The organism is Thalassolituus sp. UBA675, assembly GCF_002297765.1.
Classification (GTDB): Bacteria; Pseudomonadota; Gammaproteobacteria; order Pseudomonadales; family Oceanobacteraceae; genus Thalassolituus.
In genome coordinates this window covers 1-25244 of record NZ_DBNJ01000018.1, presented here as the reverse complement: position 1 = coordinate 25244, position 25244 = coordinate 1, and the positions used below count along the sequence as shown (strand labels likewise).

General features: G+C 51.6%; 20 protein-coding genes, 7 tRNA genes, 1 other RNA gene and 1 pseudogene. 6 read left to right on the top strand and 23 right to left on the bottom strand.

Annotated elements, in window-relative coordinates; translation table 11 throughout:
- Positions 1–71 precede the first annotated feature (71 nt).
- From B3007_RS07800 to B3007_RS07750, 12 genes and pseudogenes are all read right to left on the bottom strand, one after another.
- A tRNA-Glu gene (locus B3007_RS07800) sits at positions 72–147 on the bottom strand.
- Positions 148–169: 22 nt separating this feature from the next.
- Positions 170–245 (bottom strand) — tRNA-Ala (locus B3007_RS07795).
- 153 nt (positions 246–398) lie between these two features.
- Positions 399–1907 (bottom strand): glutamate--tRNA ligase, encoded by a 1509-nt coding sequence (gene gltX / locus B3007_RS07790; RefSeq protein ID WP_301376571.1) that lies wholly within the window; start codon positions 1905–1907, stop codon positions 399–401.
- Positions 1908–2005: 98 nt separating this feature from the next.
- Positions 2006–2338, bottom strand: coding sequence for a CZB domain-containing protein (locus tag B3007_RS15640; RefSeq protein ID WP_414716219.1), 333 nt, complete (start codon positions 2336–2338; stop codon positions 2006–2008).
- Between the two features lie 84 nt (positions 2339–2422).
- Positions 2423–2674 (bottom strand): annotated as a pseudogene (locus B3007_RS15635) (methyl-accepting chemotaxis protein); the annotation flags it as partial.
- A 562-nt stretch (positions 2675–3236) separates the two neighbouring features.
- Positions 3237–4325 (bottom strand): AraC family transcriptional regulator, encoded by a 1089-nt coding sequence (locus B3007_RS07780; RefSeq protein WP_301376569.1) that lies wholly within the window; start codon positions 4323–4325, stop codon positions 3237–3239.
- 113 nt (positions 4326–4438) lie between these two features.
- A complete protein-coding gene (locus B3007_RS07775; RefSeq protein WP_301376568.1) occupies positions 4439–5041 on the bottom strand; it encodes a hypothetical protein in 603 nt (200 codons plus the stop codon).
- Positions 5042–5121: 80 nt separating this feature from the next.
- Positions 5122–6912 (bottom strand): lipase family protein, encoded by a 1791-nt coding sequence (locus B3007_RS07770; RefSeq protein WP_301376567.1) that lies wholly within the window; start codon positions 6910–6912, stop codon positions 5122–5124.
- Positions 6913–7087: 175 nt separating this feature from the next.
- Positions 7088–8188, bottom strand: coding sequence for an AraC family transcriptional regulator (locus B3007_RS07765; RefSeq protein ID WP_273090649.1), 1101 nt, complete (start codon positions 8186–8188; stop codon positions 7088–7090).
- Between the two features lie 371 nt (positions 8189–8559).
- Positions 8560–8677: non-coding RNA, RtT sRNA (locus tag B3007_RS07760), on the bottom strand.
- Positions 8678–8734: 57 nt separating this feature from the next.
- Positions 8735–8824: transfer RNA gene (locus tag B3007_RS07755), tRNA-Ser, on the bottom strand.
- A gap of 178 nt (positions 8825–9002) precedes the next feature.
- Entirely contained in the window at positions 9003–9569 is a 567-nt protein-coding gene (locus B3007_RS07750) for a nitroreductase family protein (RefSeq protein ID WP_076517227.1), read from the bottom strand.
- Positions 9570–9738: 169 nt separating this feature from the next.
- Here B3007_RS07750 and B3007_RS07745 point away from each other — a divergent pair, with 169 nt between their 5' ends.
- Positions 9739–11205 carry an adenylate/guanylate cyclase domain-containing protein gene (locus tag B3007_RS07745; protein ID WP_301376566.1) on the top strand — a complete coding sequence of 489 codons (1467 nt, stop codon included), beginning with the start codon at positions 9739–9741 and terminating at the stop codon, positions 11203–11205.
- Here B3007_RS07745 and queF read toward each other — a convergent pair.
- The 3 genes from queF to B3007_RS07730 are packed head-to-tail and all read right to left on the bottom strand — an operon-like array spanning position 11141 to position 13661.
- Positions 11141–11968 carry an NADPH-dependent 7-cyano-7-deazaguanine reductase QueF gene (gene queF, locus B3007_RS07740; protein ID WP_348655065.1) on the bottom strand — a complete coding sequence of 276 codons (828 nt, stop codon included), beginning with the start codon at positions 11966–11968 and terminating at the stop codon, positions 11141–11143. The two genes, B3007_RS07745 and queF, sit on opposite strands and share 65 nt — an antisense overlap.
- Positions 11968–12744: an ABC transporter permease gene (locus B3007_RS07735; RefSeq protein ID WP_301376565.1), complete on the bottom strand. Its 777-nt coding sequence runs from the start codon at positions 12742–12744 to the stop codon at positions 11968–11970. The genes queF and B3007_RS07735 overlap by 1 nt, the downstream gene beginning before the upstream one ends.
- On the bottom strand, positions 12741–13661 hold the full coding sequence (locus tag B3007_RS07730; protein ID WP_068444217.1) for an ABC transporter ATP-binding protein: 921 nt from the start codon (positions 13659–13661) through the stop codon (positions 12741–12743). The genes B3007_RS07735 and B3007_RS07730 overlap by 4 nt, the downstream gene beginning before the upstream one ends.
- 26 nt (positions 13662–13687) lie before the next feature.
- On the opposite strand from B3007_RS07730, the gene B3007_RS07725 reads away from it, so the two are divergent.
- Positions 13688–14065 carry a PA2817 family protein gene (locus tag B3007_RS07725; protein ID WP_301376564.1) on the top strand — a complete coding sequence of 126 codons (378 nt, stop codon included), beginning with the start codon at positions 13688–13690 and terminating at the stop codon, positions 14063–14065.
- A gap of 230 nt (positions 14066–14295) precedes the next feature.
- Here B3007_RS07725 and B3007_RS07720 read toward each other — a convergent pair.
- The 4 genes from B3007_RS07720 to B3007_RS07705 all read right to left on the bottom strand — a co-directional run bounded on the left by B3007_RS07720 (position 14296) and on the right by B3007_RS07705 (position 14750).
- Positions 14296–14371 (bottom strand) — tRNA-Gly (locus tag B3007_RS07720).
- A gap of 2 nt (positions 14372–14373) precedes the next feature.
- Positions 14374–14449 (bottom strand) — tRNA-Glu (locus tag B3007_RS07715).
- Between the two features lie 133 nt (positions 14450–14582).
- Positions 14583–14658, bottom strand: a tRNA-Gly gene (locus tag B3007_RS07710).
- Between the two features lie 16 nt (positions 14659–14674).
- Positions 14675–14750 (bottom strand) — tRNA-Glu (locus tag B3007_RS07705).
- A gap of 112 nt (positions 14751–14862) precedes the next feature.
- On the opposite strand from B3007_RS07705, the gene B3007_RS07700 reads away from it, so the two are divergent.
- Positions 14863–15609: a hypothetical protein gene (locus B3007_RS07700; protein WP_301376563.1), complete on the top strand. Its 747-nt coding sequence runs from the start codon at positions 14863–14865 to the stop codon at positions 15607–15609.
- 8 nt (positions 15610–15617) lie between these two features.
- On the opposite strand, the gene B3007_RS07695 is transcribed toward B3007_RS07700, so the two are convergent.
- Positions 15618–16100 carry a glutathione peroxidase gene (locus B3007_RS07695; protein WP_076517221.1) on the bottom strand — a complete coding sequence of 161 codons (483 nt, stop codon included), beginning with the start codon at positions 16098–16100 and terminating at the stop codon, positions 15618–15620.
- 148 nt (positions 16101–16248) lie between these two features.
- Positions 16249–16653, bottom strand: a complete 405-nt coding sequence (gene msrB / locus B3007_RS07690; RefSeq protein ID WP_301376562.1) for a peptide-methionine (R)-S-oxide reductase MsrB — start codon at positions 16651–16653, stop codon at positions 16249–16251.
- An 82-nt stretch (positions 16654–16735) separates the two neighbouring features.
- Between msrB and B3007_RS07685 the strand changes: the two genes are divergently transcribed.
- Together B3007_RS07685 and B3007_RS07680 are read left to right on the top strand one after the other, a co-directional pair.
- On the top strand, positions 16736–17950 hold the full coding sequence (locus tag B3007_RS07685; protein WP_068444208.1) for a pyridoxal phosphate-dependent aminotransferase: 1215 nt from the start codon (positions 16736–16738) through the stop codon (positions 17948–17950).
- Positions 17951–17973: 23 nt separating this feature from the next.
- A complete protein-coding gene (locus B3007_RS07680) occupies positions 17974–18363 on the top strand; it encodes a hypothetical protein (RefSeq protein WP_068444205.1) in 390 nt (129 codons plus the stop codon).
- 27 nt (positions 18364–18390) lie between these two features.
- On the opposite strand, the gene pdxB is transcribed toward B3007_RS07680, so the two are convergent.
- Together pdxB and B3007_RS07670 are read right to left on the bottom strand one after the other, a co-directional pair.
- On the bottom strand, positions 18391–19533 hold the full coding sequence (pdxB, locus tag B3007_RS07675; RefSeq protein WP_301376561.1) for a 4-phosphoerythronate dehydrogenase PdxB: 1143 nt from the start codon (positions 19531–19533) through the stop codon (positions 18391–18393).
- A gap of 81 nt (positions 19534–19614) precedes the next feature.
- On the bottom strand, positions 19615–21741 hold the full coding sequence (locus B3007_RS07670; protein ID WP_301376560.1) for a molybdopterin oxidoreductase family protein: 2127 nt from the start codon (positions 21739–21741) through the stop codon (positions 19615–19617).
- Positions 21742–22167: 426 nt separating this feature from the next.
- Between B3007_RS07670 and B3007_RS07665 the strand changes: the two genes are divergently transcribed.
- On the top strand, positions 22168–24963 hold the full coding sequence (locus B3007_RS07665) for a bifunctional aconitate hydratase 2/2-methylisocitrate dehydratase (RefSeq protein ID WP_301376559.1): 2796 nt from the start codon (positions 22168–22170) through the stop codon (positions 24961–24963).
- Positions 24964–25244: the final 281 nt, after the last annotated feature.

Here is a 25244-nt window from a genome sequence, read left to right as displayed (position 1 = left end):
CACCAAAAATCAGGCAATAAAAAACAGGTCACAACGACTTGGAGGTTTTGGACTAATAGAAAGAAAAAGAGTGGCATCCCCAAGGGGATTCGAACCCCTGTTACCGCCGTGAAAGGGCGGTGTCCTAGGCCTCTAGACGATGGGGACACAAGGACAAGCAAGAAGGTTTTGGTGGAGCCTAGCGGGATCGAACCGCTGACCTCAACACTGCCAGTGTTGCGCTCTCCCAGCTGAGCTAAGGCCCCGTCTCAAAACGTGGGCAAATATTAAGGGTGCCCCTCTGAGCTGTCAACTCTTTTGAGAAAAAAATTCACATAAACAACAACTTACAACGCCAGCACAAACAAAAAGAGCGGCATAGAAGCCGCTCTTTTGGTTAATCAGTACTGCTGAGCTGATCAATCAGCTTGCTGAGCGTTTTCCATGGCAATAAGAAGCGAGGTATACTCTTTCTCAAGCTTCTTCAGCTTCTTCTTACCCGGAGCACCCAAAGTATCGACAGCATGACGAACACGCGCACGACTCATATCCGGGCCGAGCAAGTCCATGGTATCGAGTACCGAGATGGTCGAAGATGTTCCGGCAATCGCGATAAAGAATGGATACAGGAAGTCGCGGATTTTGATATCCATCTGCTTCGCTAATCCAAACAACGCCTGCTCAATATTTTCCTTTTCCCAGTGACGGATAGCTTCCAGTTGCCACAAGCCCATCTGAAGGATGTTGGTTGTTGCTTCTGTATCCAGCACTTTGTGCTCAAAGCTTTCAGGCGTCAGCGGCGTCATTCCCGACAGGAAGTGCCCGGCTAACGGTGCAACGTCAGAAAAGACTTCAACCCGCGGTTGAACATGTGGGATCACCGGCAACACATTCTCCGAACGGAAACCCCACTGTGCGAACTTTTCAACAAACTGCTCAGGAGACAGTTCACGTAGCCAAAGACTATTCAACCAACGCAGTTTTTCGACATCAAATACCGGGCCACCCAAAGACACACGATTGATGTCGAAATTGTTGAACATTTCATCACGGCTGAATTTCTCGCTCTCGTCTGGCATAGACCAACCCATACGGCCGAGGTAGTTCAATACGGCCTCAGGCATAAAGCCCATGCGCTCATAGAACATGATCGACGTTGGGTTTTTACGCTTACTCAGCTTGCTCTTATCCGGGTTACGCAGCAGCGGCATATGACACAGCTCTGGCATATCCCAACCAAAGTATTCGTATAGCAGCTTATGCTTAGGCGCTGAGCTGATCCACTCTTCACCACGGATCACGTGAGTAATTGCCATCAGGTGGTCATCAACCACGTTGGCCAGGTGGTAGGTTGGCATACCGTCAGATTTCATCAGAATCTGAGCGTCAACTTGAGCCCAGTCCAGTTCAATCTCACCGCGCAGCATGTCTTTAACGACACAAACGCCCTCTTCCGGAACATTCATGCGCACAACGTAAGGCGCGCCTGCTGCTTCACGCTCGTTAACCTCGTCTTCAGGTAAAGCGAGGTCAGATACTTTCAGAGCAGTCTGGTTACCGCTTTCCTGTTTCTGCTGGCGCAAGGCATCCAGCTCTTCGGCGGTGCGATAGCACTTGAAGGCCTTACCGCTATCAAGCAGCTTCTGTACGTGTTCTTCATAAATCGCACGGCGCTCACTCTGACGGTAAGGGCCGTAATCGCCACCTACATCAGGACCTTCATCCCAGTCCATGCCAAGCCAACGCAAGCTGTCGAGAATCGCCTGTTCAGATTCAGGGGTACTGCGTACCTGATCGGTATCTTCAATACGCAGGAGAAATTGACCGCCGTGCTGGCGGGCAAATGCGAGATTAAACAGAGCAATGTATGCAGTACCTACATGGGGATCGCCGGTAGGAGACGGCGCGACGCGTGTGCGGACAGTCATGATGGATCTCGGTTAACTCAAAACTGCCGCGATTATAGAGAAATACCGGGTCGATTGCATGACGAATGCGCACGGGACACACATTCGCCAGCACTAGGTCAACGAGCTACCGCTTCCTCAATTTCGGTCAGAGTGGCGATCACTTCGCGACTGGCCGTTTCCATGGCTTCCAGATACCCCAGCATCGCGTCGCGGTTGCCTTCTGAGTGCGCCTTCATGGCCTTAAAGCCGTTCTCGTGTACGCCCTTGTGAGGAGCGTCCAGGCGACGATAAGCATTCAGATGACCGTACTTTTCCCGACCTTCACCCTCTGCATACCACTTACCAAGCCGACACATCGTGTGATCTACCAGAGTCGGCAACTCAACGTCCTGCTCCTGGCTGATCGCAGCATAAACCTGCCCCTTCCAGACAATATGATCCAGTTTCACTGTTTCAAGGAAAGACTCAGCGGATGTACGCTCAAAGCTCTGACAGACCTGCCCGGCAACGTCACCAATCTCATTTATGTGAGATGACACTGTGCCAACCTCATCAGAGAGCACTGCGCCACGCTCCCCAAGCGCTGCAATACCTCGTGCAACCCGATCAACTTCACCACCAATCGTAGAAATAAGTGCATCAATCTCTGCTGTCGCGTCGGCTGTGCGCTGTGCCAGCGTGCGCACTTCATCTGCAACAACGGCAAAGCCCCGCCCTTGTTCACCTGCCCTCGCCGCCTCGATTGCTGCATTAAGCGCTAGCAGATTCGTCTGTTCAGAAATACCCTTAATGAGACTGACGAAGTCCTCAATGCCGGACGCCACAGACTTTAAGCCGCCTACCGCAGTAGACGCCTCTTGCGATTCATTCTGAATAATATCCAAAGATTCAGTTAACTTACCGAGTGTTAAAGAGATCTCTCCAACCCGAGCGAGAGAAGCCTGCACACTATCATTCTCATCCCGCAGACGTGTTGCAGAGCCAGCCATAGTATTGCGGATACTGTCGATGGCATCCGTCGAACTGAACCAAAGCGACTGCAGATCCTTAACGTACTGATACTGCGTCAACCCGAATTCACAGCGCATCTCAGCCACGATTTTCACCTTGTGCAGAAGCTCATTCTCCTGCTCAAGTTTATGGATATGATCGTTGCACTCTGCAGTAGGGATGGTTTCTACGGCTTTCTTCTGGGATCGAAAGAACACTGGACGGCTCCGCATACATAATTATTTACAACCATTAGCGACAATTTTTTCAGACGACGTCGCTCGTATAAGGTTAGTAAAGAAAACGCACAGCGCCAGCCCGATTGACGCATTTAAGCGCGTCAGAGAACAACAACCGCTAGGCCTTTTTGATAAAGGCTGATGGGCTCTCTCCCGTCCAGCGCTTAAAAGCCCGACTGAACGCCTGGGTTGTACTGAAGCCGAGCAACTCGGACAACTCACCCACAGACTGACCTCCACGAGCAAAGTAGCCTCGTGCAAAACGCTCACGGATTACATCCAGCTCTTTTTGGTAGGTAGTGCCACTTTCTGCGAGACGCCTTCTGAAGGTACGACTACTCATACCCAACTCACCCGCGGCGCGCTCAAGCGAAGGTAATGCTCCGTACGAGCGCACAAGAAAGTGCCTCAAGCGCAGGGGCAGAAACTGCATCGCTTTCGTTGGAATCCGCTGAAAGAGAGTTTTTTCTGCAGTCATCGCCAACAATCGATTGGCCAGAGGCAACTCAAAGTCGGCACTGCTCGCCTTACGGATGATTCTGGTCTGAGCGCAGGAAAAACGCACAGGGCAACGAAAATAGCGACGGTAAATATGCCCCCAGGCTGGCTCCGGGTAACTGAACTCAATAGCTACTGGCTCAAGTTCGGGGTCGCGCCCGACAAGGTCACAGACGATGTTGTAAAAGCTGATACTGTTCAGCTCCATAAAGTAATGGGTGTAGGGAGAAAGGGAGACGTTCTCATCGATTGCCAGCCAGACCAATCCGTCAGCCTCGTGAACTGACATATCCAGGGCTGGGAACAGCTCCCGGCATAAGCGCGCTGTTGTCTGACTACATTCTTTCAGAGTCGGCTGGGTAATGCTCATCAGGCCCGCGTATCCATGATGGGACACCGTCATGATATTTCCGATGAAAAGCCCCAGATACGGCATGCGCATATGTTCAATGGACTGCTCTACCAGACCAAGTACCTGCCGGGTGGAGATATATCGACCAGCGACATTTCCCTCGCTGAGGTCGACACCGATCTTACGGAACATTTCATTGTGATCGAGCCCCATAGAGACCTGCATCAACTTATTCAGCTGCACAGCACGGGCGTCTTCGTCCTGTTCATTAACACCCAGGTCAAGATCAGGTTTCTGAGCGATATTAAAGTACGTCAGTATGTGCCCGAGAGGGATGCAGGGAGTATCCAGGTCCATAAATGTTCCAGATGAATTTTATGGACCTGAAAGTATCAATAGCCAGAAGGCAGATCAACGCCAACCGAAAATTAGAGTGACTGGCTGAGTGCTTAAATGCTCAACGGGCCAGATTAAGACGCTTTAATGCTGAACTCCGCACCTATGCGGCGGGCCTCTTCAGCCGCCCTGTCGCGGATATCGCGGTCATCAGAATAGATCTGAGAGATCAATTTCAACTGGATCGATTGCGCTTTTTCTACCGACATTTCCTGATTCTCGATGCGCTTCGGCAATTGAGCCAACACCGCCTCAATCAGCACTTTGCGCTCTTCTGCGTCGGAAGTTCGATCCAGAGCCTCCAGTTGCTTGTTAAACCGCAACAGATTAACCAGACGAAGAAGCTCTGCTTGTGGATCAGTCTTCTGGTCAGCAACCGCCTGAAGCATCATCCACTCCGCCGGTGAGACGAAATCAGGCCGACCTTCAATGCGGTTCAGCTCACCGACACTGGTAGCGGCTTCTTTTGCTGAGTTAAGCGCGTCTTTCTGCATCTGGATCAGTAGATTGGGCGTCATCGCAGCAAGCTCTTCACGCGTATACTCCACAGATTGGGATATAGCCTGAGAGTGCTGAGGTTCTACTGACGTCTTCAATACCTGTATCCCATCAAAGCCAGAGTAGTAAGCGAGCCCGCCAATGGCGATAACACCTGTCACAATCGCTGTCTTAAACATAATCTGCACCTTATAAATTCTGAGAAAAATGCCAGGAACGGAGTTTCCTCTGTTCCTGGCCAAGGAGCCCATCAGGCTATTTACAGACGCTCTGGCGCCGGAGGTACAAGACGGAAGCTATATTCCTGACCTGGGCCAGCCACCAGGCTGTTGAACAGCGCTGTCATCCAGCCACACTCAAGTTCCGAGAACTCGGTTTCACCCTCGAACACAATGCCACCCGCACCGAATTCGGCAATTGGGCCTTCCCAGGCGAGATTGAAGTTCGCAGGTTCAATGGTTTTACAGTTGAACGGTAGCTTCAGCCAACCGAACCCCGCAGCGTTAATAAGAACATTTGCCTGAGTCGAACCATTGATAGCGAGTATGCCATCACGGCTCAGACTATTGGTCGCTTCTATCTGACCTACGGGTTCAACCGACAGTGCAACATCGAGGTTAACCAGAATATTCAACTCTGTTTCAAAGTCTGGCACATACAGATCACCTACCAAGCTTTCATCGGTAATGTTGGCATCTGCTGTGATTGAGGTATCTTCTGGCAGCTCAACGGTCTGATTCAGAGTGTTCAGCAGAATTTCAGCATCAAGATTCCACTCATCCAGAGTAACAATGAAATCACCGCCGCCCGGATTAGCATTTGATACAGGATCAGCAGCAAAGCTGTAGCAGCTGTTACGCGGATTCTGGCCAGCAAAACGCTCGTCAAGCCAGGTCAGAACGGTTGGGGCCGCCTGGAAGAGCGTCACGATGTGCTCACTTGGATAAACGTCGTAAGTGACCTTATCGAAGCGTCGGCAGTAGTCTTTTTTCAGCTCTACGCTTTGCTCAATCGGAATGAACTCATCCGCAGTACCGTGATAAAGCAACACTGGGACATCAGCACCCTCGCCACCCAGATTCTGCTCATTGATGCGCTGACCAATAGAAGGCACCATCAAAAGCTCATCCAGATCTTTGTTGCCAACGGTGTAAGAGCTGAGAGATTCATTCATGTAGTCGAACAGGAACTCAAAAGTACACTTGTTTTTATAGTCAGCGATGGCTGCTTTACCGTTCGCACTGGCAAGCTGATCGACTGGGATATCATCCGGATATTGCTCGGCAAGACCAATGATCCCCCCAAGAAGGAAGGATGCACCTGTACTGCCATTCAGATAATCAGCAACCACGGGGAAGTCAGCCGGAGTACCACCTGATGCAACACCTACCAGATCAAGTTCTGGTGCATAGTCGTCTGCAATCTGACCGACCCATGCAGCAGTCTGCCCGCCCTGAGAGAAGCCCCAAACAGCAGCAGGCGCTTCAGCATCTATCCCTGCACGAGGAATCTGAGAGGCGGCACGGAAAATATCCAGTGCGGCGTGCGCCTGCGACTCACCGGCCAGATAGGTAGGTGTAGCACCCGTGGTATAGCCCTGATAGTCAGTTACCAGTACCGCATAACCCTTTTCAAGAGCGGCACGAATGTTACGGATTTCATAATCGCTACCGGCCTGTAGTTGCAAGGACGGAGCGCAAGACTGGTCCAGACCATGTGTACCCACGGCATAACTCAGCGTTGGGCGCTCACCCGCACCACTCCACTCATTGCTTGAAATTAAAACAGTACCAGTAACTGCGTTCTCGGCACCGAGTGAGTCAGTAGAGCGGTACATAACGTTGTATGCTTTAGCCAGCGGGGCCCCAGCACCGAGATTTACGCTCGCATCGCGATACCAGATCAGGTCTCCGTTCTGGTTGGTATTGATTGATGGAATATCGTAAAAGTCCATTCCGGACGGACCTTCTACTGCCGCGTGTGCGGCGACCGGAGTTAGCAGAGCTGCGCTCAGAGCAAGGGCGCCGGCCTTCAGTTTGAAGTCAGACATGGTAGATCACCTTTAGTGTTTCGTTATTTTTATAACGGACGGATGTTTCCGAACCTGTGATCTACCTTACGCCCCAATTATGTGACTGTGCTCGCAATTGTCGGACAGTGATCGGTCTGAAATGGCCACTGCCAGACGGTGTTTTCGGCCACCTTGAACCGATGGCCACTTAACGTCAGGTCCTGGCCATAATTGACGCCATGTACTCTTTGGGAGACATGTTTGTCCAACGGCGAAAGGCCTTTGCAAAAGCAGAAGAATCAGCAAAACCAAGCAAATGGGCGAGCTCGGTTACAGAGTCGCCACCGCGAGCAAAATACTCACGGGCAAATTTCTGTCGTACAAAATCCAGCTCCTGCTGATAAGACGTACCGTCATCTTTTAACTTACGCCGCATAGTACGGCCACTCATACCCAATTCGCTGGCCGCATTTTCCAGGGATGGGAAAGCACCGTAATAACGAATAAGTAATCGCCTCAACCGTAACGGCAGATACTTCATTGCCTTTGTCGGGATATTTTCGAATAGCGACTTCTCAGCCGTCATTGCCATCAGACGATTCGCAAGAGGCAACTCATGGTTTGCCAACATCGACTTACCGATGATACGAGACTGATGACAACCGAAAACAACCGGGCATTTAAAGTAACGTCGGTAAATGTGACCCCACCCCGGCTCCGGGTAACCGATCTCCACGCGGACCGGCATCAGGTCCGGATCATTAGCCACAAGATCGCGGAAGATGTTGTAAAAACTCACCAGATTCAGCTCAACAAAGAAGTGCGAATAAGGATCCAGCGGAATGTTCTCGTCGATAGCAAACCACCCTTCCTCACCATCAAGAGTGACACTCATTTCCAGAGGCGGAAATAACTCACGGCAAAACCGCACCACCGCTTGCCCACAATCCCACAGCGTAGGCTGAGTTACAGCAGCCAGGCCGGCCATACCATGGTGTGACACTGTCATCAGATTACCCATCGCCAGGCCGATATAGGGCATCTTCAAAGCGTCCATTATCTGCTCAACGAGATTAAGAACCTGCCGAGCAGAAACGAACATACCTACGCCGTCTTCTTCGCCAAGATCGATGCCTGCGCGCGCATACATGTCTGCAGGCTCCAGGCCGGTAATTGACCGCATCAGCTCATCGGGATTATCAGGAATGATGCCCGTGCGCTTCATCAGCCAGTCAGCATCAACCTCGATCGATTTCTTCAGATTGAAATAGGTCTGTATGTGACCCAAAGGTATACACTTAGTGTCTAGATCCATAGCTCGCACCGCGCTGTTGTTATTTTATGTCGCGCAAATTGAGCAAACAGGATACACCTCGCGCTGAATTGGCAGCAATGCGCACAAGGCCTTTTTTGACCGTAATGGCCACAATAAACCGAAAAACTTCCTACCAGAAACGCTGAAAATTCAGCAATGACGTCGTATAACTCGAATGTGATCTCAAATGACTGGCCGGATTAAGCCTGATCGAAGGGCAATACAAAACCCGGCCAATTGACCGGGTTCTTCGAATTAGTGGCCGGGCCGAGAAAGTGGAGGGTTCGAATCCCTCCCTCACCGCCTTTAGCGATAACCATTGGGCATAAAAAAACCGTGAACTTCTTCAAGTCCACGGTTCTTTGGAATAATGGCGGTGAGGGAGGGATGACTCGCGCCCTTCGGGCCGTCGTCGCAGGCTCCGACGTTGTCTCACTACGTTCGACTCGAACCTGCGAGGGTTCTCACCCTGCCCTCACTGATCACTGGCAACCTGAACGCCAGCCAATAAAAAACCCGGCCAATTGACCGGGTTTTTAGAATTAGTGGCGGTGAGGGAGGGATTCGAACCCTCGATAGGGATAAACCTATACACGCTTTCCAGGCGTGCTCCTTCAGCCACTCGGACACCTCACCTTGTTTGTCTACGTCACCCCATATAAAGGGGCTGTAAGTCGCACGCTGCCGTGCTCGTTACCGTCGTCGTAAACTCCGACGTTCTCTGCGAGTCAGTCACCAGGACGCCTCACCAGCGCCGCGCACTATACGCATGGCACCGTATGAGGTCAACCTTTATAGGCTAATGCCTTGTTTTTTAACTGGTTTCGCCCGTCCACGCAGTCACGTACTCAGACAGCTCGACGTCAGGTACTGGTTTAGGTGTAGTATTGATGTGGCCAACATACAGGAAGGCTGTAATGACATCATCACGATTCAGGCCCAATGCTTTCCGAACGCCCTCGCATTCAGCCATGGCACCCGTACGCCAGATAGCGCCCAGTCCCATTGCATATGCGGCGTTCAGCATATTCTGTACGCCCGCTCCCGTAGAGAGCAGCTGCTCATCGCGAGGCACTTTAGGGTGTTCTTCCAGATGTGTAATGCCAACGATCACCAGAGGCGCTCGCAACAGCATATTTTTGATCTTTTTGGCCTTCTCCGGCGAAAGGACTTCACGGCCAGCCTGGTACTTGTAGAAAATCTTACCCAGCTCTTCTCTCGCCTCACCTTCGATGGTCAGGTAACGGCTTGGCCTCATCCAGGCGTGGTCAGGCGCGCGCAGAGCGGCCTTAAAAAGTATCTCTTTTTGCTCTTGAGTGATGTCAGGTCCGGTGAGCTGTGCCACCGACACCCGCTCGGTAATCGCTCTAATTGCGTCCATCAGGGCTCCAATGTATCATTACAGGCCATGCGTGAGTATTTACGCAGTATTGTGACAAATGGGTCAGGGTCTTGCCGTGTAGTCAGAATGTCTATATAAGTATGACTAAGGCAAAGTTATTAGTTCCGCCCCGCTCCGCCACATAATAATAAACAATCGGTGAAGTTACATGTCGAGTTCGCAGGCCCAGGCGCAGTTCCACGAAACGACGCTACCAAAACAAGACTATGTCGCACGGATCTTCGGTTACGCGGTAGCCGCCGTCAGTGTCTACACGGGCATACACTTTGGTTATTTCCCGGAGAGCAGCGATGGTATAGCAATGTTCGCGCTGCTTTACCCTCATCTGGTTTATTTCGCGAGCGGGCCATTCCGACGTCGTAAAGCATACACGACACGTCAGTTTCTGATTCATGGCGATGCTCTTCTTTGCGGTATTTTCCTCGGGCTTATCAACTTCCCGATAGAGATCGTTGTGCTCTTCGCAGTGATGATAAACACCAGCTTTATCGTCGTGGGCAGCCTGACCGCCTGGGCATTCTGTATTATTTCACTGGTATCCGGTGCCGGTGCCGCATACCTGCTAACAGGCTACACACAGCCTGCCCCAGTTCCTTATGAAGTCTTTGTCGCGACGGCAGCCGGTGTCGGCTTCCACTTAGCCCTGACAGCACACAACAGTTACCGCCAGGCACGTGACCTGATGCGATTAAAGATGAAGTTTCAGGGGCAGGTTGAACGCTTTCAGGCGCTCTCTCATCAGGTATCGAAGTATGTGGCGCCGCAGATATGGGAATCTATTTTTTCCGGCCGCCGCCAGGTTCGCCTCGAAACTCAGCGTAAAAAGCTGGTGGTTTTCTTCTCTGATATCGTCGGTTTTTCTGCCCTGTCTGAGCAGATGGAAGCGGAGTCCTTCACCGACCTCCTCAACACCTACCTAACCGACATGTCTCACATCGCGCTCAAGTACGGCGGCACCATCGATAAGTTTATTGGCGATGGCATTATGATTTTCTTTGGCGACCCGAAAACCAAGGGCACTAAGCGCGACGCCCTGGCCTGCGTTTCTATGGCAATTGAAATGCGTAACCATATGGAAGTTCTTCGCCAGCGCTGGGCAGATCAAGGCATTTCGGCCCCTCTCCAGATTCGTATGGGCATTAGTACCGGGTACTGTACCGTCGGTAACTTTGGAACCGAGAGCCGGATGGACTACACCATCATTGGAAAGGAAGTGAACCTGGCTTCACGCCTTGAAACCGAAGCAACGCCGGGTGAGATTCTGGTATCACAAGATACCTACACCCTGATCCGCGACAAAATTGACTGCCGCAGTCGGGGCAATGCTGTTGTTAAGGGCTTCCGCGACCCAATTCCTACCTTCGAAGTGCGTGACTACCGCAGTCAGGACGACTCGAATGAACGTCAGTTTATTCAGGAGTCGGAGGGTTTCAGCCTCCGCCTGGATCGCGATCAGATGACCGAAGCGGAACGCTTGAAAGCCGCAGAGACACTGGAGAAAGCCGCTCGACGTCTGCGAATAAACCACAACGCAGACGCCGGAGACATTGCTACTGACGCTGTAACCGAAAGTTCAACGCTTCGAAAGTTTCCTCTGTCGTCCGGAATGGATTGATATCCAACCCACCCCGGCGAACGTAACGGGCATACACCGTCAGACTCTCTGGCGCACAGCGCTGCTGTATATCCCGGAATGTTCGCTCAACACACTGCTCATGAAAATCCTGATGCTGCCGCAAAGAAACCAGGTACGCGAGCAAAGACGCTTTATCAATCTCCTGCCCCTTGTACTGAATATACACTGAGCCCCAGTCCGGCTGACCAGTCACTGGGCAATTTGATTTCAGTAAGTGGCTGCAGATCCATCCATCGAACTGACTGTCTGGAACCACTTTCAGAAGCTCCGGCGACGGTGTGTATGAAGAAATATCGACATCGACATCGTCTATGCACAAAGCATCAGGAGCGGCGGGATAGGCGTAATCCATTCCGTGGAAGGCAACCGTTACTGCTCCTCCAGCAGCGAGAGACAAGTCCCGCTCCATCACCGCTTTAACATCAGACTCATTTTCAAATCGGGTCTGGTTAAAAGAGTTGAGGTACAACTTGAACGACTTCGACTCCACAAGAAACGGGCTATCAGAAGGGACTCGAAATTCCGCAACGCAAACGACAGGCTTCCCGTTCGGTGTTAGCCAGGACACCTCGTAGCCATTCCAGATATCAACGCCATAAAAAGTAATCGCAGAGCGGTCATCGCCTGACGCTTTCCAACTTTCATTGCGATCAATTGGAAACAACAATCCCGCGTCGTACTGCTCAGGATATTCGGATGTTTTGCCAAGTGGATTGGTCTCGCTGTGTACTGATCCCATCATTATTGCCTCATGCCTGTGCCGCGTCGCAGCAACCAGATGCTGTAACTACCCAAAATAAGAATAAACAAAACCAGCATCCCAAAGGCGACGTAAACATTAATATCCGTCACACCTAACACACCGTAGCGGAAGGTATTAACCATGTAGAGAATCGGGTTCAGCTTGGATACATCCTGCCAGAAATCAGGAAGCAGACTGATGGAATAAAATACACCGCCAAGGTAGGTCAGTGGCGTAATAATAAAAGTAGGAACGATCGCGATATCATCAAACTTAGTCGCAAAAACCGCGTTAATAAAACCGCCCAACGAAAACAGAATCGCCGATAAAAGAACAACACCGACCATGACTCCGACGTGATGCACCTGAAGATCCGTAAAGTACAGCGACAGTAAAGTAACAATCACCCCCGTCGCCACGCCTCTCGCTACACCACCGGCAACAAAGCCCAGAAGAATGGTTACCGGATACACAGGCGCAACCATCATCTCTTCAATGCTGCGCTGGAATTTATTACTGAAAAAAGACGAAGAAACGTTGCCATAAGCATTGGTGATAACGCTCATCATGATCAGGCCAGGTACGATATAGGCCATGTAATCAACACCGCCCATCTCACCGATCCGGCTGCCAATCAGATTGCCGAAAATAATAAAATACAACGTCATGGTGATCGCAGGCGGTAATAACGTCTGCTGCCAGATTCTCATAAAACGACGGATTTCTTTGGTCACAATCGTCTGAAATGCAACCCACTGAACGCGCATCGGGCTCATGAATTACTCTCCCGTACCAGGTTCACAAACAACTCTTCAAGTCGGTTAGACTTGGTTCTCATACTGCGGACCTCAAGGCCTTTTTCTGTGAGCATGGTAAATATCCGGTTAATGCTCTGCCCTTTCTCAACCGTAACTTCTAGCGTCTCATCAGCCGGTGAAGAAAACTCAAACCCCTCCAGAGAAAAACCATCCGGCAAAGACTCGCACAGATCAAAAACAAAGGTTTCAGTCGTCAACTGGCTCAACAGTTCACGCTTGCTGGTGCACTGAACGATTTCACCTTTATTGATAATCGCGATATTCCGACACAGCTGTTCTGCCTCTTCGAGATAGTGTGTCGTCAGGATAATGGTTGTCCCCTTCTTATTAAGGTCTTCCATGAACTCCCACATAGAGCGACGCAGTTCAATATCAACACCTGCAGTCGGCTCATCGAGAATCAACACGTCTGGTTTATGCACCAGCGCACGCGCAATCATCAGGCGACGTTTCATACCACCGGAAAGCATCCGCGACGGCGTATCCCGCTTCTCCCAGAGATCCAGAGCCTTAAGCAGCTCTTCGGCATTCGCACGTGCTTCTGAAGGCTTCAGCCCGAAATAACCGGCCTGAGTCACAACGATGTCGTACACCTTCTCGAACTGATTGAAGTTAAACTCCTGAGGCACAACCCCCAGGGAGCGACGAGCCTGAAAGGCATCACCGTTAACATCATGCCCCATAACATAGGCACTGCCAGAGCTCTTCTGAACCAGGCCAGACACGATGCCCAGAGTCGTCGACTTACCGGCACCATTAGGGCCAAGCAAGGCAAAGAAATCCCCTTTGGCAACTTCAAGCGTGATACCCTTCAGGGCCTCGAAACCGTTGCCGTATACCTTGGAAAGGTTTTCAACCGCCAGGGCTGCAACCATAAACTGAATACCTTCTGAGATAGAAAATGAATAACCGACTGAAATACCACCTCGAACTGCTGAACGAAACGCTTTCTCGCATTGAAAAGGCCGCAGCAAACGAGTCAGGGGTCATAGATGCCGACATTCTACAACAATTCCGTGACGTTATTGATCAGCTCACAGAACACAGGGATTCAGCCTACGAGGCAGGACAGGATCTGTTCAGCAAAATCGGTACACACCAGCCACAACTGATGCCTGCTGTAGACCGCGCACTGCTCTGGTTCTTCGGTGGTGAATGCATGCACTTCCTGAGCGATGAAGAAATCTCGCGATTCCAGGATCTCGACGAGATGGCAGCAGAGGCCGAAGCCGAGGGTAAAGAATACGACTACCGCTCGGCGGGCCGTAGCCTGCATTAATTTCGACGCTCACTGAAGCTAGTGATACACCGCCCTCGGCATGTGAGGCGTGCTTTCTCGGGACAATAAAAAAGCCGGTACATCTCTGTACCGGCTTTTTAGAATTTGGAGCGGTATAAGGAGGCCGATCGGACTGGCGCCCCAGCTCACGACCTCGGTCGGGAGTTGAGCCTTCATAATCTCAGAGCAATAAAAAAGCCGAACCACGAATGGTTCGGCTTTTTTGAATTTGGAGCGGGAAAGGAGGCTCGAACTCCCGACCCCAACCTTGGCAAGGTTGTGCTCTACCAACTGAGCTATTCCCGCAATGGCATCCCCAAGGGGATTCGAACCCCTGTTACCGCCGTGAAAGGGCGGTGTCCTAGGCCTCTAGACGATGGGGACACATCGTTTAAGTGCGTTGCATTTTAACTCCATCTCGTTGATTTGCAAGAACTTTTTTCAACAAGATGTTTGCTAACTGCCTAATTGCAAAACACCGATCCTGATTCAGCGTCATGCCACTTTCATGTGAAATTGGAGCGGGAAAGGAGGCTCGAACTCCCGACCCCAACCTTGGCAAGGTTGTGCTCTACCAACTGAGCTATTCCCGCATTTCACACTTGAAAATGGCATCCCCAAGGGGATTCGAACCCCTGTTACCGCCGTGAAAGGGCGGTGTCCTAGGCCTCTAGACGATGGGGACGTCTCAATCAAGGAGCGCGCATTCTATGTACGTTCGTGGGAAGCGTCAATACCTGTAAAGCAAAAAATTTGTCCTATACTGAGAAAACAGCCCTATTCCCAGGAAGCGTCCAATGGACAGTACAACGATGATCTCTGTCGCTATCGTCACCGGCATTATTGCCATCGCTGTGGTGACGGTAAAGAAGTGGCTTGATCAGTACCGACTGGAACAGATGCGCAAATCTGTTGAGCATATCGATTCCATCAACATGACCAGTAACGTGGGTAGCAGCCTGCGCCCATGGTTATCAATCGAAGCACTACGCGCACTGGCCGAACTGACGGATTTCCACGCACAACAGGTGAATACTAAGTTCATCACCATGCCGCCACGCACCTCTAAAGCATTAGACCAGGCTGAAGAGTGGCGAAATAACGCACCGCCCCCCTCTCCGTCCCCGCTCCCGACACAACCTAAGCAAGCAAAAGAATTGCGCGACTCACTGATGGACTACCTTGAGCTGATAAAGAGTGGGCACAAAGAACACGTGATTCCCACAGAATCCGCGCGAGAACGCATAAGAGAAGCGACCGTATTGAACGCCCGGATCTGCGCAAACACCTATCAGGCTCGAGCTAAACAGTCACTGGCGCAGAACGCGCCCAACCAGGCGCTGCACTTTCTGAAGCGCGCCGAGAAAACCATACGGAACATAAAAGACCTGCCACAAGACCTGATGACAGAACTGGATGCACTGGTCGAGGCCATTGATGAACTTGAGCAACATAGAGCCAGCTCTGGCCCCACCCGATTGGCAGAAGGCGCTGAAGAGCTGGCGGAAGCAGAGGAATCCTGGAAGAAGAAAACCTTTGATTAACGCTGGAATCAGGCTTCCAGCGCTTTAAGAATATCGGCCTTCAGAGACTCTGGCGTCGTTGTCGGCGCGTAGCGATCAATCACCTTTCCATCACGCCCCACGAGGAATTTAGTGAAGTTCCACTTAATTCCTTTTGTTCCCATAACGCCGGGCGCTGCCGCTTTTAACTCGTCGTAAATAGGCGCTGCGTCGCTGCCATTCACGTCGATTTTGCTGAACATCGGAAAGCTCACACCGTAGTTTTTCTGACAGAACGCACCAATATCATCCGCGCTGCCGGGTTCCTGCTTACCAAACTGATTGCATGGAAAGCCGAGAATTACCAATCCTTTGTCTTTCAGGTCCTGGTATAAAGTCTCAAGACCATCATATTGTGGCGTAAAACCGCACTTACTCGCGGTATTAACGATAAGAACAACCTTACCCGCGTATTCGCTAAGATCCTGATCTTTCCCGTTCAACAGGGGCATGGTGTAATCAAGAACCGACATTAGGAACTCCATCCGTTAATTTTAAAGCGCTTAAAGTAAACATCAGCCCTTACAGCCGCAAGTGCCGAATGGGCCCAAACCTGTGTGCATTTGGCCCCTGGTGACTAGTAAAAGACCATTACACTAGAAGAAGACCATTAAGTGATCATCAGCCGTTGTCGTCTTTCGCCTCAAACGTCAGCGCGGCAGAATTAATGCAATAACGCAGACCCGTCGGTGCCGGGCCATCGGTAAATACGTGGCCGAGGTGCGCATCACAATGTTTGCAGACAACCTCAGTTCTTACCATGAAGTGGCTCGTGTCGCTGCGCTCTTCTATGTTCTCTTCATCTGCTGGCAGGCTGAAACTTGGCCAGCCACAGCCTGAATCAAACTTATCCTGCGACAGAAAGAGCGGCTCACCACAACACACGCACTTGTAGGTACCCTCTTCCGAAAAATTGTAATACTGGCCAGTAAACGGCCTTTCTGTTCCTGCTTCCCGGGTAACCCGGTATGACTCGGCACTTAACTGCTGACGCCACTCGTCTTCACTCTTGCTAATTTTTTTCATTCTTTGAACCACTTTCCGATAGAGCATCGTAAGAGTATGATTAATCACTTAAATTCAGTTCCGATACAGGCGGCAAAGTTCCATGGAAATCCTCAAATCCAACAAACTGGCAAACGTGTTCTACGACATACGCGGACCAGTGCTGGATGCCGCCAAGCGTATGGAAGAAGAAGGCCATCGAATTCTGAAGCTGAACATCGGCAACCCGAAACCGTTCGGGCTGGATGCGCCTGAGGAAATTATCCAGGACGTCATCTACAACTTGCCAGATTCTGAAGGTTATTGCGACTCCAAAGGGCTTTTCTCGGCGCGAAAAGCCATCATGCAGTACACCCAGCAGAAAAAGATTCCTAATGTCGGGCTTGAAGACATCATCATCGGCAATGGCGTCAGTGAACTGATCGTCATGTGCATGCAGGGCCTGCTGAACAATGGCGACGAGGTTCTGGTGCCTGCACCCGACTACCCACTCTGGACGGGCGCGGTCAGCCTGGCAGGCGGCAAAGCCGTTCATTACCTCTGCGATGAACAATCCGACTGGTACCCAGACCTCGACGATATTCGCAATAAGGTAACCGACCGCACCCGCGCAATGGTGATTATTAACCCGAATAACCCGACGGGGGCTGTCTACCCGGATGAAATTCTGGAAGGCATGCTGCAGATCGCCCGCGAAAACAACCTGATTGTTTTCTCGGATGAGATCTACGACAAGATTCTGTTTGACGGTGTCACCCACACCTCAACCGCATCACTTGCTGATGATCTGCTGATTATTACTTTCAATGGTTTGTCTAAGAACTACCGTCTGGCAGGCTTCCGCTCTGGCTGGATGATCATCAGCGGGGCCAAGCACAAGGCGCGGGATTATATTCAGGGCCTTGAGATGCTGGCGACGATGAGACTCTGCGCCAACGTGCCTTCCATGCATGCTATTCAGACCGCACTGGGTGGCTATCAGAGTATTTTTGATCTGGTCAATGGCGACGGCCGTATTGTTCAGCAGCGCGATATTGCCTACGAAATGCTGAATGACATTCCCGGCGTGAGTTGTGTTAAACCCAAAGGCGCCCTGTACTGCTTCCCGAAGGTCGACACCAAGAAGTTCAACATACGCAACGATGAACGCATGGTTCTGGATTTACTTGAGCAGCAGAAAATTCTGCTCGTGCATGGTACGGCCTTCAACTGGCCAGATCCGGATCACTTCCGCGTGGTATTCCTGCCAAGGCCAGAAGACCTGACCGCGGCGATGCAGCGTATGAAGCAATTCTTCGAGAGCTATCGGCAGCTCTGATACGACCAAAGGCCAGTACGCCAATGCTCGACGTTCATATCGATGATTTCTTCCGGGATGTTGCTGTCACCCTGCTCACAGGGTTGCAGCAATTTCCTGCCCCAAGAACCCTCTTCGTCGAAGATATCTGCGGGCCAGATGACATGGACGAGTTCGGCCTACACTCCCCTCGCCACTTAGCAGCACTGGGCGCCATTCAGTGGCTTCGCGATGAAGAGTATGTTCGCTTCGGGATTGTAGACCGGCAGGAATCTGTCGATGACTTCGTACTGAGCAGCAAAGCATTCACCCGACTGCTGCGTCAGCCAGACGAAAGCGACGAACCATTGTTCCGTCGCCTCCACAGTGCCGTTCAGGAAAGTGATTCTGAATTAATACGGAGACTGCTTCGGGAAGAGTTTCTCGAAGCATAACCCCAGCACAGGCCGGTTTACTCAGCCTTAGCGTGAACGGACATCGAAGCCCGCGGCTTCAAGCGCATCCTGCAGATCGTGAGCGCGTGCAGGAACCCCAACCTTAAGATTGATGGTATCGCGGCGCAGCGGGTAATCCTTTCTCATGCGATCAAACGACTCACGCAGATTCTGGCTGTGTCGTATGACTGAGCGCATGACGCCGTCATCAACCCGAATTTCATACGATGCCCGGATGGCAGTACGCAGCGCCTGATGCACGGGTACTTCGGCAGAAAAGTCGACGCGTCGAATACCAGGCTCCGGTAAAAACTGCCCCAATTTCAGACGTTCAGGTAGCCCAAAGAATTCGCAGGCACCCTGATACACCAATTCCGTACCACGCATCTTGCCGTCGAGAGAATATCCAGCGATATGCGGTGTCGCCAACGCACAGAAATCCAGCAATTCGCGGTTCAGCTCTGGCTCGCCTTCCCAGACATCCAGCACAGCAACGAAATCCGGGTTATCGTGAAGATGCTTCAGCAAGGCATCGTTATCGACAACGGCCCCGCGACAAGCGTTAATCAGACAGGCATCTGTCATCATCTGCTGCAACTGAGCATCACCAATAAGGTGCCAGGTCGGATGGTCACCGCCCTTCTCCATCGGTGTATGCAGACTGACAACATCACAACCAAGGACTTTATCGAGCGTCGTCAGCTCACCGACGTCCTCTTCTTCTTTGAAAGGATCACAGGCAAGAACCGTCAGCCCCATTTGCTCCAGACGCTGGCGCAGAAGCAAGCCGACATTACCTACACCGACAATGCCGACACTCAGGTCACGAAAATCAATTCCGCGACTATCCACCACAACGCTCAAAGCACTGAGAACATAGTCAACTACGGCCTGAGCGTTACATCCTGGTGCACTTGCAAACCCAATCCCGGCGTCTTTCAGGTACTCAAGATCAATGTGATCAGTACCAATGGTCGCCGTGCCAACAAATTTTACGGAAGAACCGTCAAGCAGCTCCCGGTTAACCTGAGTTACAGAGCGGACAAGTAGGATGTCGGCATTCGCTACATCTTCTTGCGTCATGGTCCTGCCAGCGACACGAGTGATGTCGCCAAAATCGCCAAAAAATTGCTCAATTAACGGGATGTTTTCGTCCGCGACGATGTGCACAGTGCTTTCTTCCTGTTTTGTATGATCGATCCATTGTGGCAACTGACTGCCACAATGACAACGACTAGCAAGAGTTCAGCGTCATCGACTAACGGCAGCCACCGATACCGGCACTCCGTTCAGCGCTGCATTTCCGGTCAGTCCATCGAGGCGCGCATCATCGGTGAGCACGTTGGTATTCACCCCGCCAGCCTCTCGTGCGGTCTCCAGACGCACACCGTCGACGTTGTGGCCCCAACCATGCGGCAAGCTCACCACGCCGGGCATCACTTCCTCAGTAATCTCAGCTTCGGTCACCAGCTTTCCGACCCGTGAACTGATTTCCACAGTCCCGCCTTCGGCAATACCGAAACGCTCCGCATCCTCAGGATGAATCATCAGGCGATCACGTCTCGGCCCTTTAATCAGGCGGCGGCTGTTATGTAGCCAGCTATTATTGCTGCGCACATGACGGCGTCCAATCAGCACAAGATCCTCGACGTTCTTGGCCAACAACTGTGGACGCACCCTCTCGAGTTCCTCCAGATACAGATCAGGCGCAAGATGTAGCTTTCTATCCCGGGTAAACAATCGTTCCGGCATGCATGGTCGCAACGGCCCAAGATCCATACCTGACGATGCGGCTTTCAGCTGTTTCAATGTCAGTTTATAGGGGCCGCGTTTGAGCATCGCATTCAGAATACCGGACGGCTTCATCCAGCCCATGATGCCCAGTACGAGACGGCCCTGGAGACGGGTTTTCAGGCTACCACGGCCCATTCGCTTCAACAGACCGTGAATAATCTGCCAGTCTTCCTTCGCACCTTTGTCCGGTGGGAATAAAGCTGGCGCGTATTTCGCGACGTTACGGACGGCGAAACTGTTAAAGATCAGATCGTAATGGTCACGCTCCAGCGGTCCGCAAGGCGGCAAAATCACGTGTGCATGGCGGGTCGTCTCATTGAGGTAATAATCAATCGACACCATAAACTCCAACGAATCCAGCGCCGTCACCAACTGAGTACTGTTGGGCGTCGAGACAACCGGATTCCCCGCCATCGTGACTAACGCCTTCACCTGCCCTTCGCCGGACGTCAGAATCTCTTCGGCAAGCACAGATACCGGTAGCTCTCCCCCAAATTCAGGCAGACCACGAACGCGGCTCTGGTAGCGATTGAAATTTCCGCGGCTGCCGCGTGCAGCCAGAATGGCTGGCAGATCCACCGCAGGATGAGACAGCATCAAGCCGCCTTCCCGGTCGAAATTACCACTTACGATGTTCAACACCATGATCAACCACTGACACAGCCCGCCGTACTGCTGAACTGATACCCCCATTCGGCCATAACAGCTGGCCGACTTCGCGCCCAGCCAGTCACCAGCCAGTTGGCGGATAGCTTCAGCACTGATACCCGTTCGGTCGGCGGCGTGTTCAGGCGTCATACCCGCACAGATGACGCTAAGATTGGCGGGAGCAACGTAGTCCGGCAATGCCGGTAACTGAGCAGACAGTTCATGCACCCAGACGTGGAGCACAGCCAGCAGCAGCTGAATGTCCTGACCAGGACGGATAAACCAGTGCTCATTAGCAACTCTGGCAGTTTCAGTTGCCCGCGGATCAATCACCAGAACACGACCTCCGCGCGCCTGAATCCCTTTAATCCGACCACGGAAATCCGGCACAGTCATCATGCTGCCATTGGATGCCAGAGGGTTGCCGCCGATGATGATCAGAAAATCCGTACGGTCAATATCAGCAACAGGCTGCAGCAATTGATGCCCCAGCATCTGCAGGCTCGCCATGTGATGCGGCAGCTGATCCACAGACGTTGCCGAGAACTTGTTCTTTGAGCCAATCGCCTTAAGCAGCATCGGGCCAAATAGCAGATTGCCGTAATTGTGAACATTGGGGTTGCCAAGATACGATGCCACCGCATCGCGACCGTGCTGATCGCGGATACGCATAAGCTCGCTGGCGGTATGATCCAGAGCCTCATTCCAGCTAACTTCATGCCACTCATCGCCCCTGCGGATCATAGGCAGGCGCAGACGGTCAGGGTCTTCATGAAGGTCTTGCAGCGCCGTGGCTTTGGGGCAGATGTAACCCTTACTGAACGGGTCATCCTTATCGCCTTTAATCGAAAGAATCTGGCCATCTTCATGCCTGACTTCAATGCCACAGGTCGCCTCACACAGGCTGCAGGTGCGTTTATGCGTCTGAATAGTCATTACTTTTTTCCTGGCTGCTGATCGCCGGATGAGACCGGGCTTATTGTTCTGATTGACTATACGCGTTGCTTACCGGTCCGGAGCAGGCCAATTGTGCCAAAGTGCAGGACGACAGAATTCAGAATCCACCAGGCCGGACGCCACAGGAAACTGTCGACGATCTGATAAATTGAAAAAATATTAGAGACCTCCATCATAAACACCATGAATAATGCACATCAGGGGTACAAATACGTCTGAGCCTAAATTTCCGGTATACTCCCGCACTACTAAAAAGAGGGTGACGCAAATACATAGTGACTTTTGTAGCTATGTAGCACTGCTCACCAGACATAACTGCATGGGCGTGGGCTTGCTGCCATCGTAGGACGCAAGTTAACTAAAGTGCAATGAAGTTGTTAACAAGGCTTTGAGAGAGGGTCGCAAATGAGTCTGTATTCAGAATACCTGAAAGAAATTGAGGTTCGTAAGAACGAGCTTGGGTTGAACCCTAAGCCGATCGATGGCGCGGAGCTGCTGTCTGAAATCATCGAACAGATCAAAGATGTGAATAATGAGCACCGTAAAGACTCATTGAACTTCTTCATCTACAACACACTTCCGGGTACGACTCCTGCGGCAGGCGTTAAAGCTGAATTCCTGAAAGAAATCATTCTGGGTCAGGCGTCTGTAGAAGAGATCAACCAGGAGTTCGCTTTCGAACTGCTGTCTCACATGAAAGGCGGCCCGTCTATCAAGGTTCTGCTGGACCTGGCTCTGGGCGACGACGCTGACATCGCAAACGCGGCTGCAGCTGTTCTGAAAACTCAGGTATTCCTGTACGAAGCAGACACCGAGCGCCTGGCTGCTGCCTACAAAGAAGGCAACGCCATCGCTAAAGAACTGCTGGAAAGCTACAGCAAAGCAGAATTCTTTACCGAACTGCCAGACATCGACGAAGAAATCAAAGTGATCACCTACGTTGCTGCAGTGGGCGATATCTCTACCGACCTGCTGTCTCCGGGCAACCAGTCTCACTCACGTGCTGACCGCGAACTGCACGGTAAGTGCATGATCTCTCCTGAAGCTCAGGAAGAAATCACCAAGATGAAAGAAGCCAACCCAGATAAGCAAGTTATGCTGATCGCCGAAAAAGGCACCATGGGTGTGGGTTCTTCACGTATGTCTGGTGTGAACAACGTGGCACTGTGGGCTGGTAAGCCTTCAAGCCCGTACGTTCCATTCATCAACATCGCTCCAGTTGTTGCTGGTACCAACGGTATCGCACCTATCTTCCTGACTACTGTCGGCGTAACCGGTGGTATTGGTCTGGACCTGAAAAACTGGGTACAGAAGAAAGACGAAAACGGCAACGTTGTTCGCGACGAGAACGGCGATGCAGTACTGGAAGAAGTGTACTCTGTTAAGACCGGTACCGTTCTGACCATCAACACCAAGACCAAGAAACTGCTCGACAGCGAAGGCAACGAGCTGTCTGACGTGTCTGACGCTTTCACTCCACAGAAAGTCGAGTTCATGAAAGCTGGCGGTTCTTACGCAGTAACCTTCGGTAAGCAGCTGCAGACTTTCGCTGCAGAAACTCTGGGCGTTGAAGCACCAGCTGTTTACGCGGCCTCTAAAGAAATCTCTCACGAAGGCCAGGGCCTGACTGCTGTTGAGAAGATCTTCAACCGTAACGCGGTTGGTGTTAACTCTGAGACTCCACTGCACGCTGGTTCTGACGTTCGCGTTAAAGTGAACATCGTAGGTTCTCAGGACACTACTGGTCCTATGACGACTCAGGAACTGGAAGCAATGGCTGCTTCTACCATCTCTCCAAGCGTTGATGGTGCGTTCCAGTCTGGCTGTCACACTGCCTCTGTATGGGACAACAAAGCTAAGGCCAACACGCCTAAGCTGATGGCGTTCATGAACGCGTTCGGCGTGATCACTGCACGTGATCCTAAGGGTGTATACCCTGCAATGACCGACGTAATCCACAAGGTACTGAACGACATTACTGTTGACGATCGTGCGATCATCATCGGTGGTGACTCTCACACCCGTATGTCTAAAGGTGTAGCGTTCGGTGCTGACTCCGGTACTGTTGCGGTAGCACTGGCCACTGGTGAAGCAGCAATGCCAATCCCAGAGTCTGTGAAAGTTACCTTCAAAGGCAACATGAAGCCGCACATGGACTTCCGTGACATCGTACACGCGACTCAGGCGCAGATGCTGAAGCAGTTCAGCGGCGAAAACGTCTTCCAGGGCCGTGTAATCGAAGTACAGATCGGTACTCTGCTGGCTGACCAGGCCTTCACTTTCACCGACTGGACTGCAGAAATGAAGGCAAAAGCTTCTATCTGTATTTCTACCGATGAAACTCTGATCCAATCTCTGGAACTGGCTAAGTCACGTATCCAGATCATGATCAACAAAGGTATGGAAAACGAAGCTGGCATGCTGCAGAAGCTGATCGGCCTCGCTGACAAGCGTATCGAAGAAGTTAAATCTGGCGAAGCACCTGCTCTGGCTCCAGACGACAACGCTAAGTACTACGCAGAAGTAGTTGTTGACCTCGACGCGATCGACGAGCCAATGATTGCTGACCCAGACGTAAACAACGAAGACGTATCTAAGCGTTACACCCACGACGTAATCCGTCCGGCTTCTTACTACGATGGCCGTCAGGTTGACCTGGGCTTCGTTGGTTCTTGTATGGTTCACAAAGGTGACATGCAGATCATCGCTGCGATGCTGCGTAACCTGGAGAAGAACGGTCCTATCACGTTCAAAGCGCCACTGGTTGTTGCGCCACCAACGTACAACATCGTTGACGAGCTGAAAGCTGAAGGCGATTGGGACATTCTGGCTAAGTACGCTGGCTTCATCTTCGATGATGCGCATCCAAAAGAAGCGGCTCGTACCAAGTACGAAAACCAGCTGTACCTGGAGCGCCCTGGATGTAACCTGTGTATGGGTAACCAGGAAAAAGCAGAACCAGGTGACACCGTACTGGCAACTTCTACCCGTCTGTTCCAGGGCCGTGTTGTAGAAGACAGCGCTGAGAAGAAAGGTGAATCCCTGCTGGGCTCTACCCCAATGGTTGTTCTGGGCACTATCCTGGGTCGCTTCCCGACTCTGGAAGAGTACAAAGCAGCGGTTGAAGGTATCAACCTGACTTCTTTCGCTCCACCATCGAAAGACCTGGCTCGCCCAGCGATCCCTCTGAAAGCTGTTTAATTAACAGTTTTTGAGGCGATTAGCCCACTGCCTTGACCTTCAGGTTGAGGCAGAGGGCTAAGCAAATAAAAACCGGCACTCGTGAGAGGAGCCGGTTTTTTTTGTGTCTGGAAAATTTTGGCCTTACCAATAGTCGATATGGAGTCTACGCAGCAAGCATTACGTGACGGCAAAAGCCTCAGCCATGTAGGAGGGAAGCTTCTTCCCGACAACCTCTCCACAGAGAACTACCTCTGAAAGGAACCAGCCTGCTTCCGTGTAGGAAATGAGATGGACCCGTC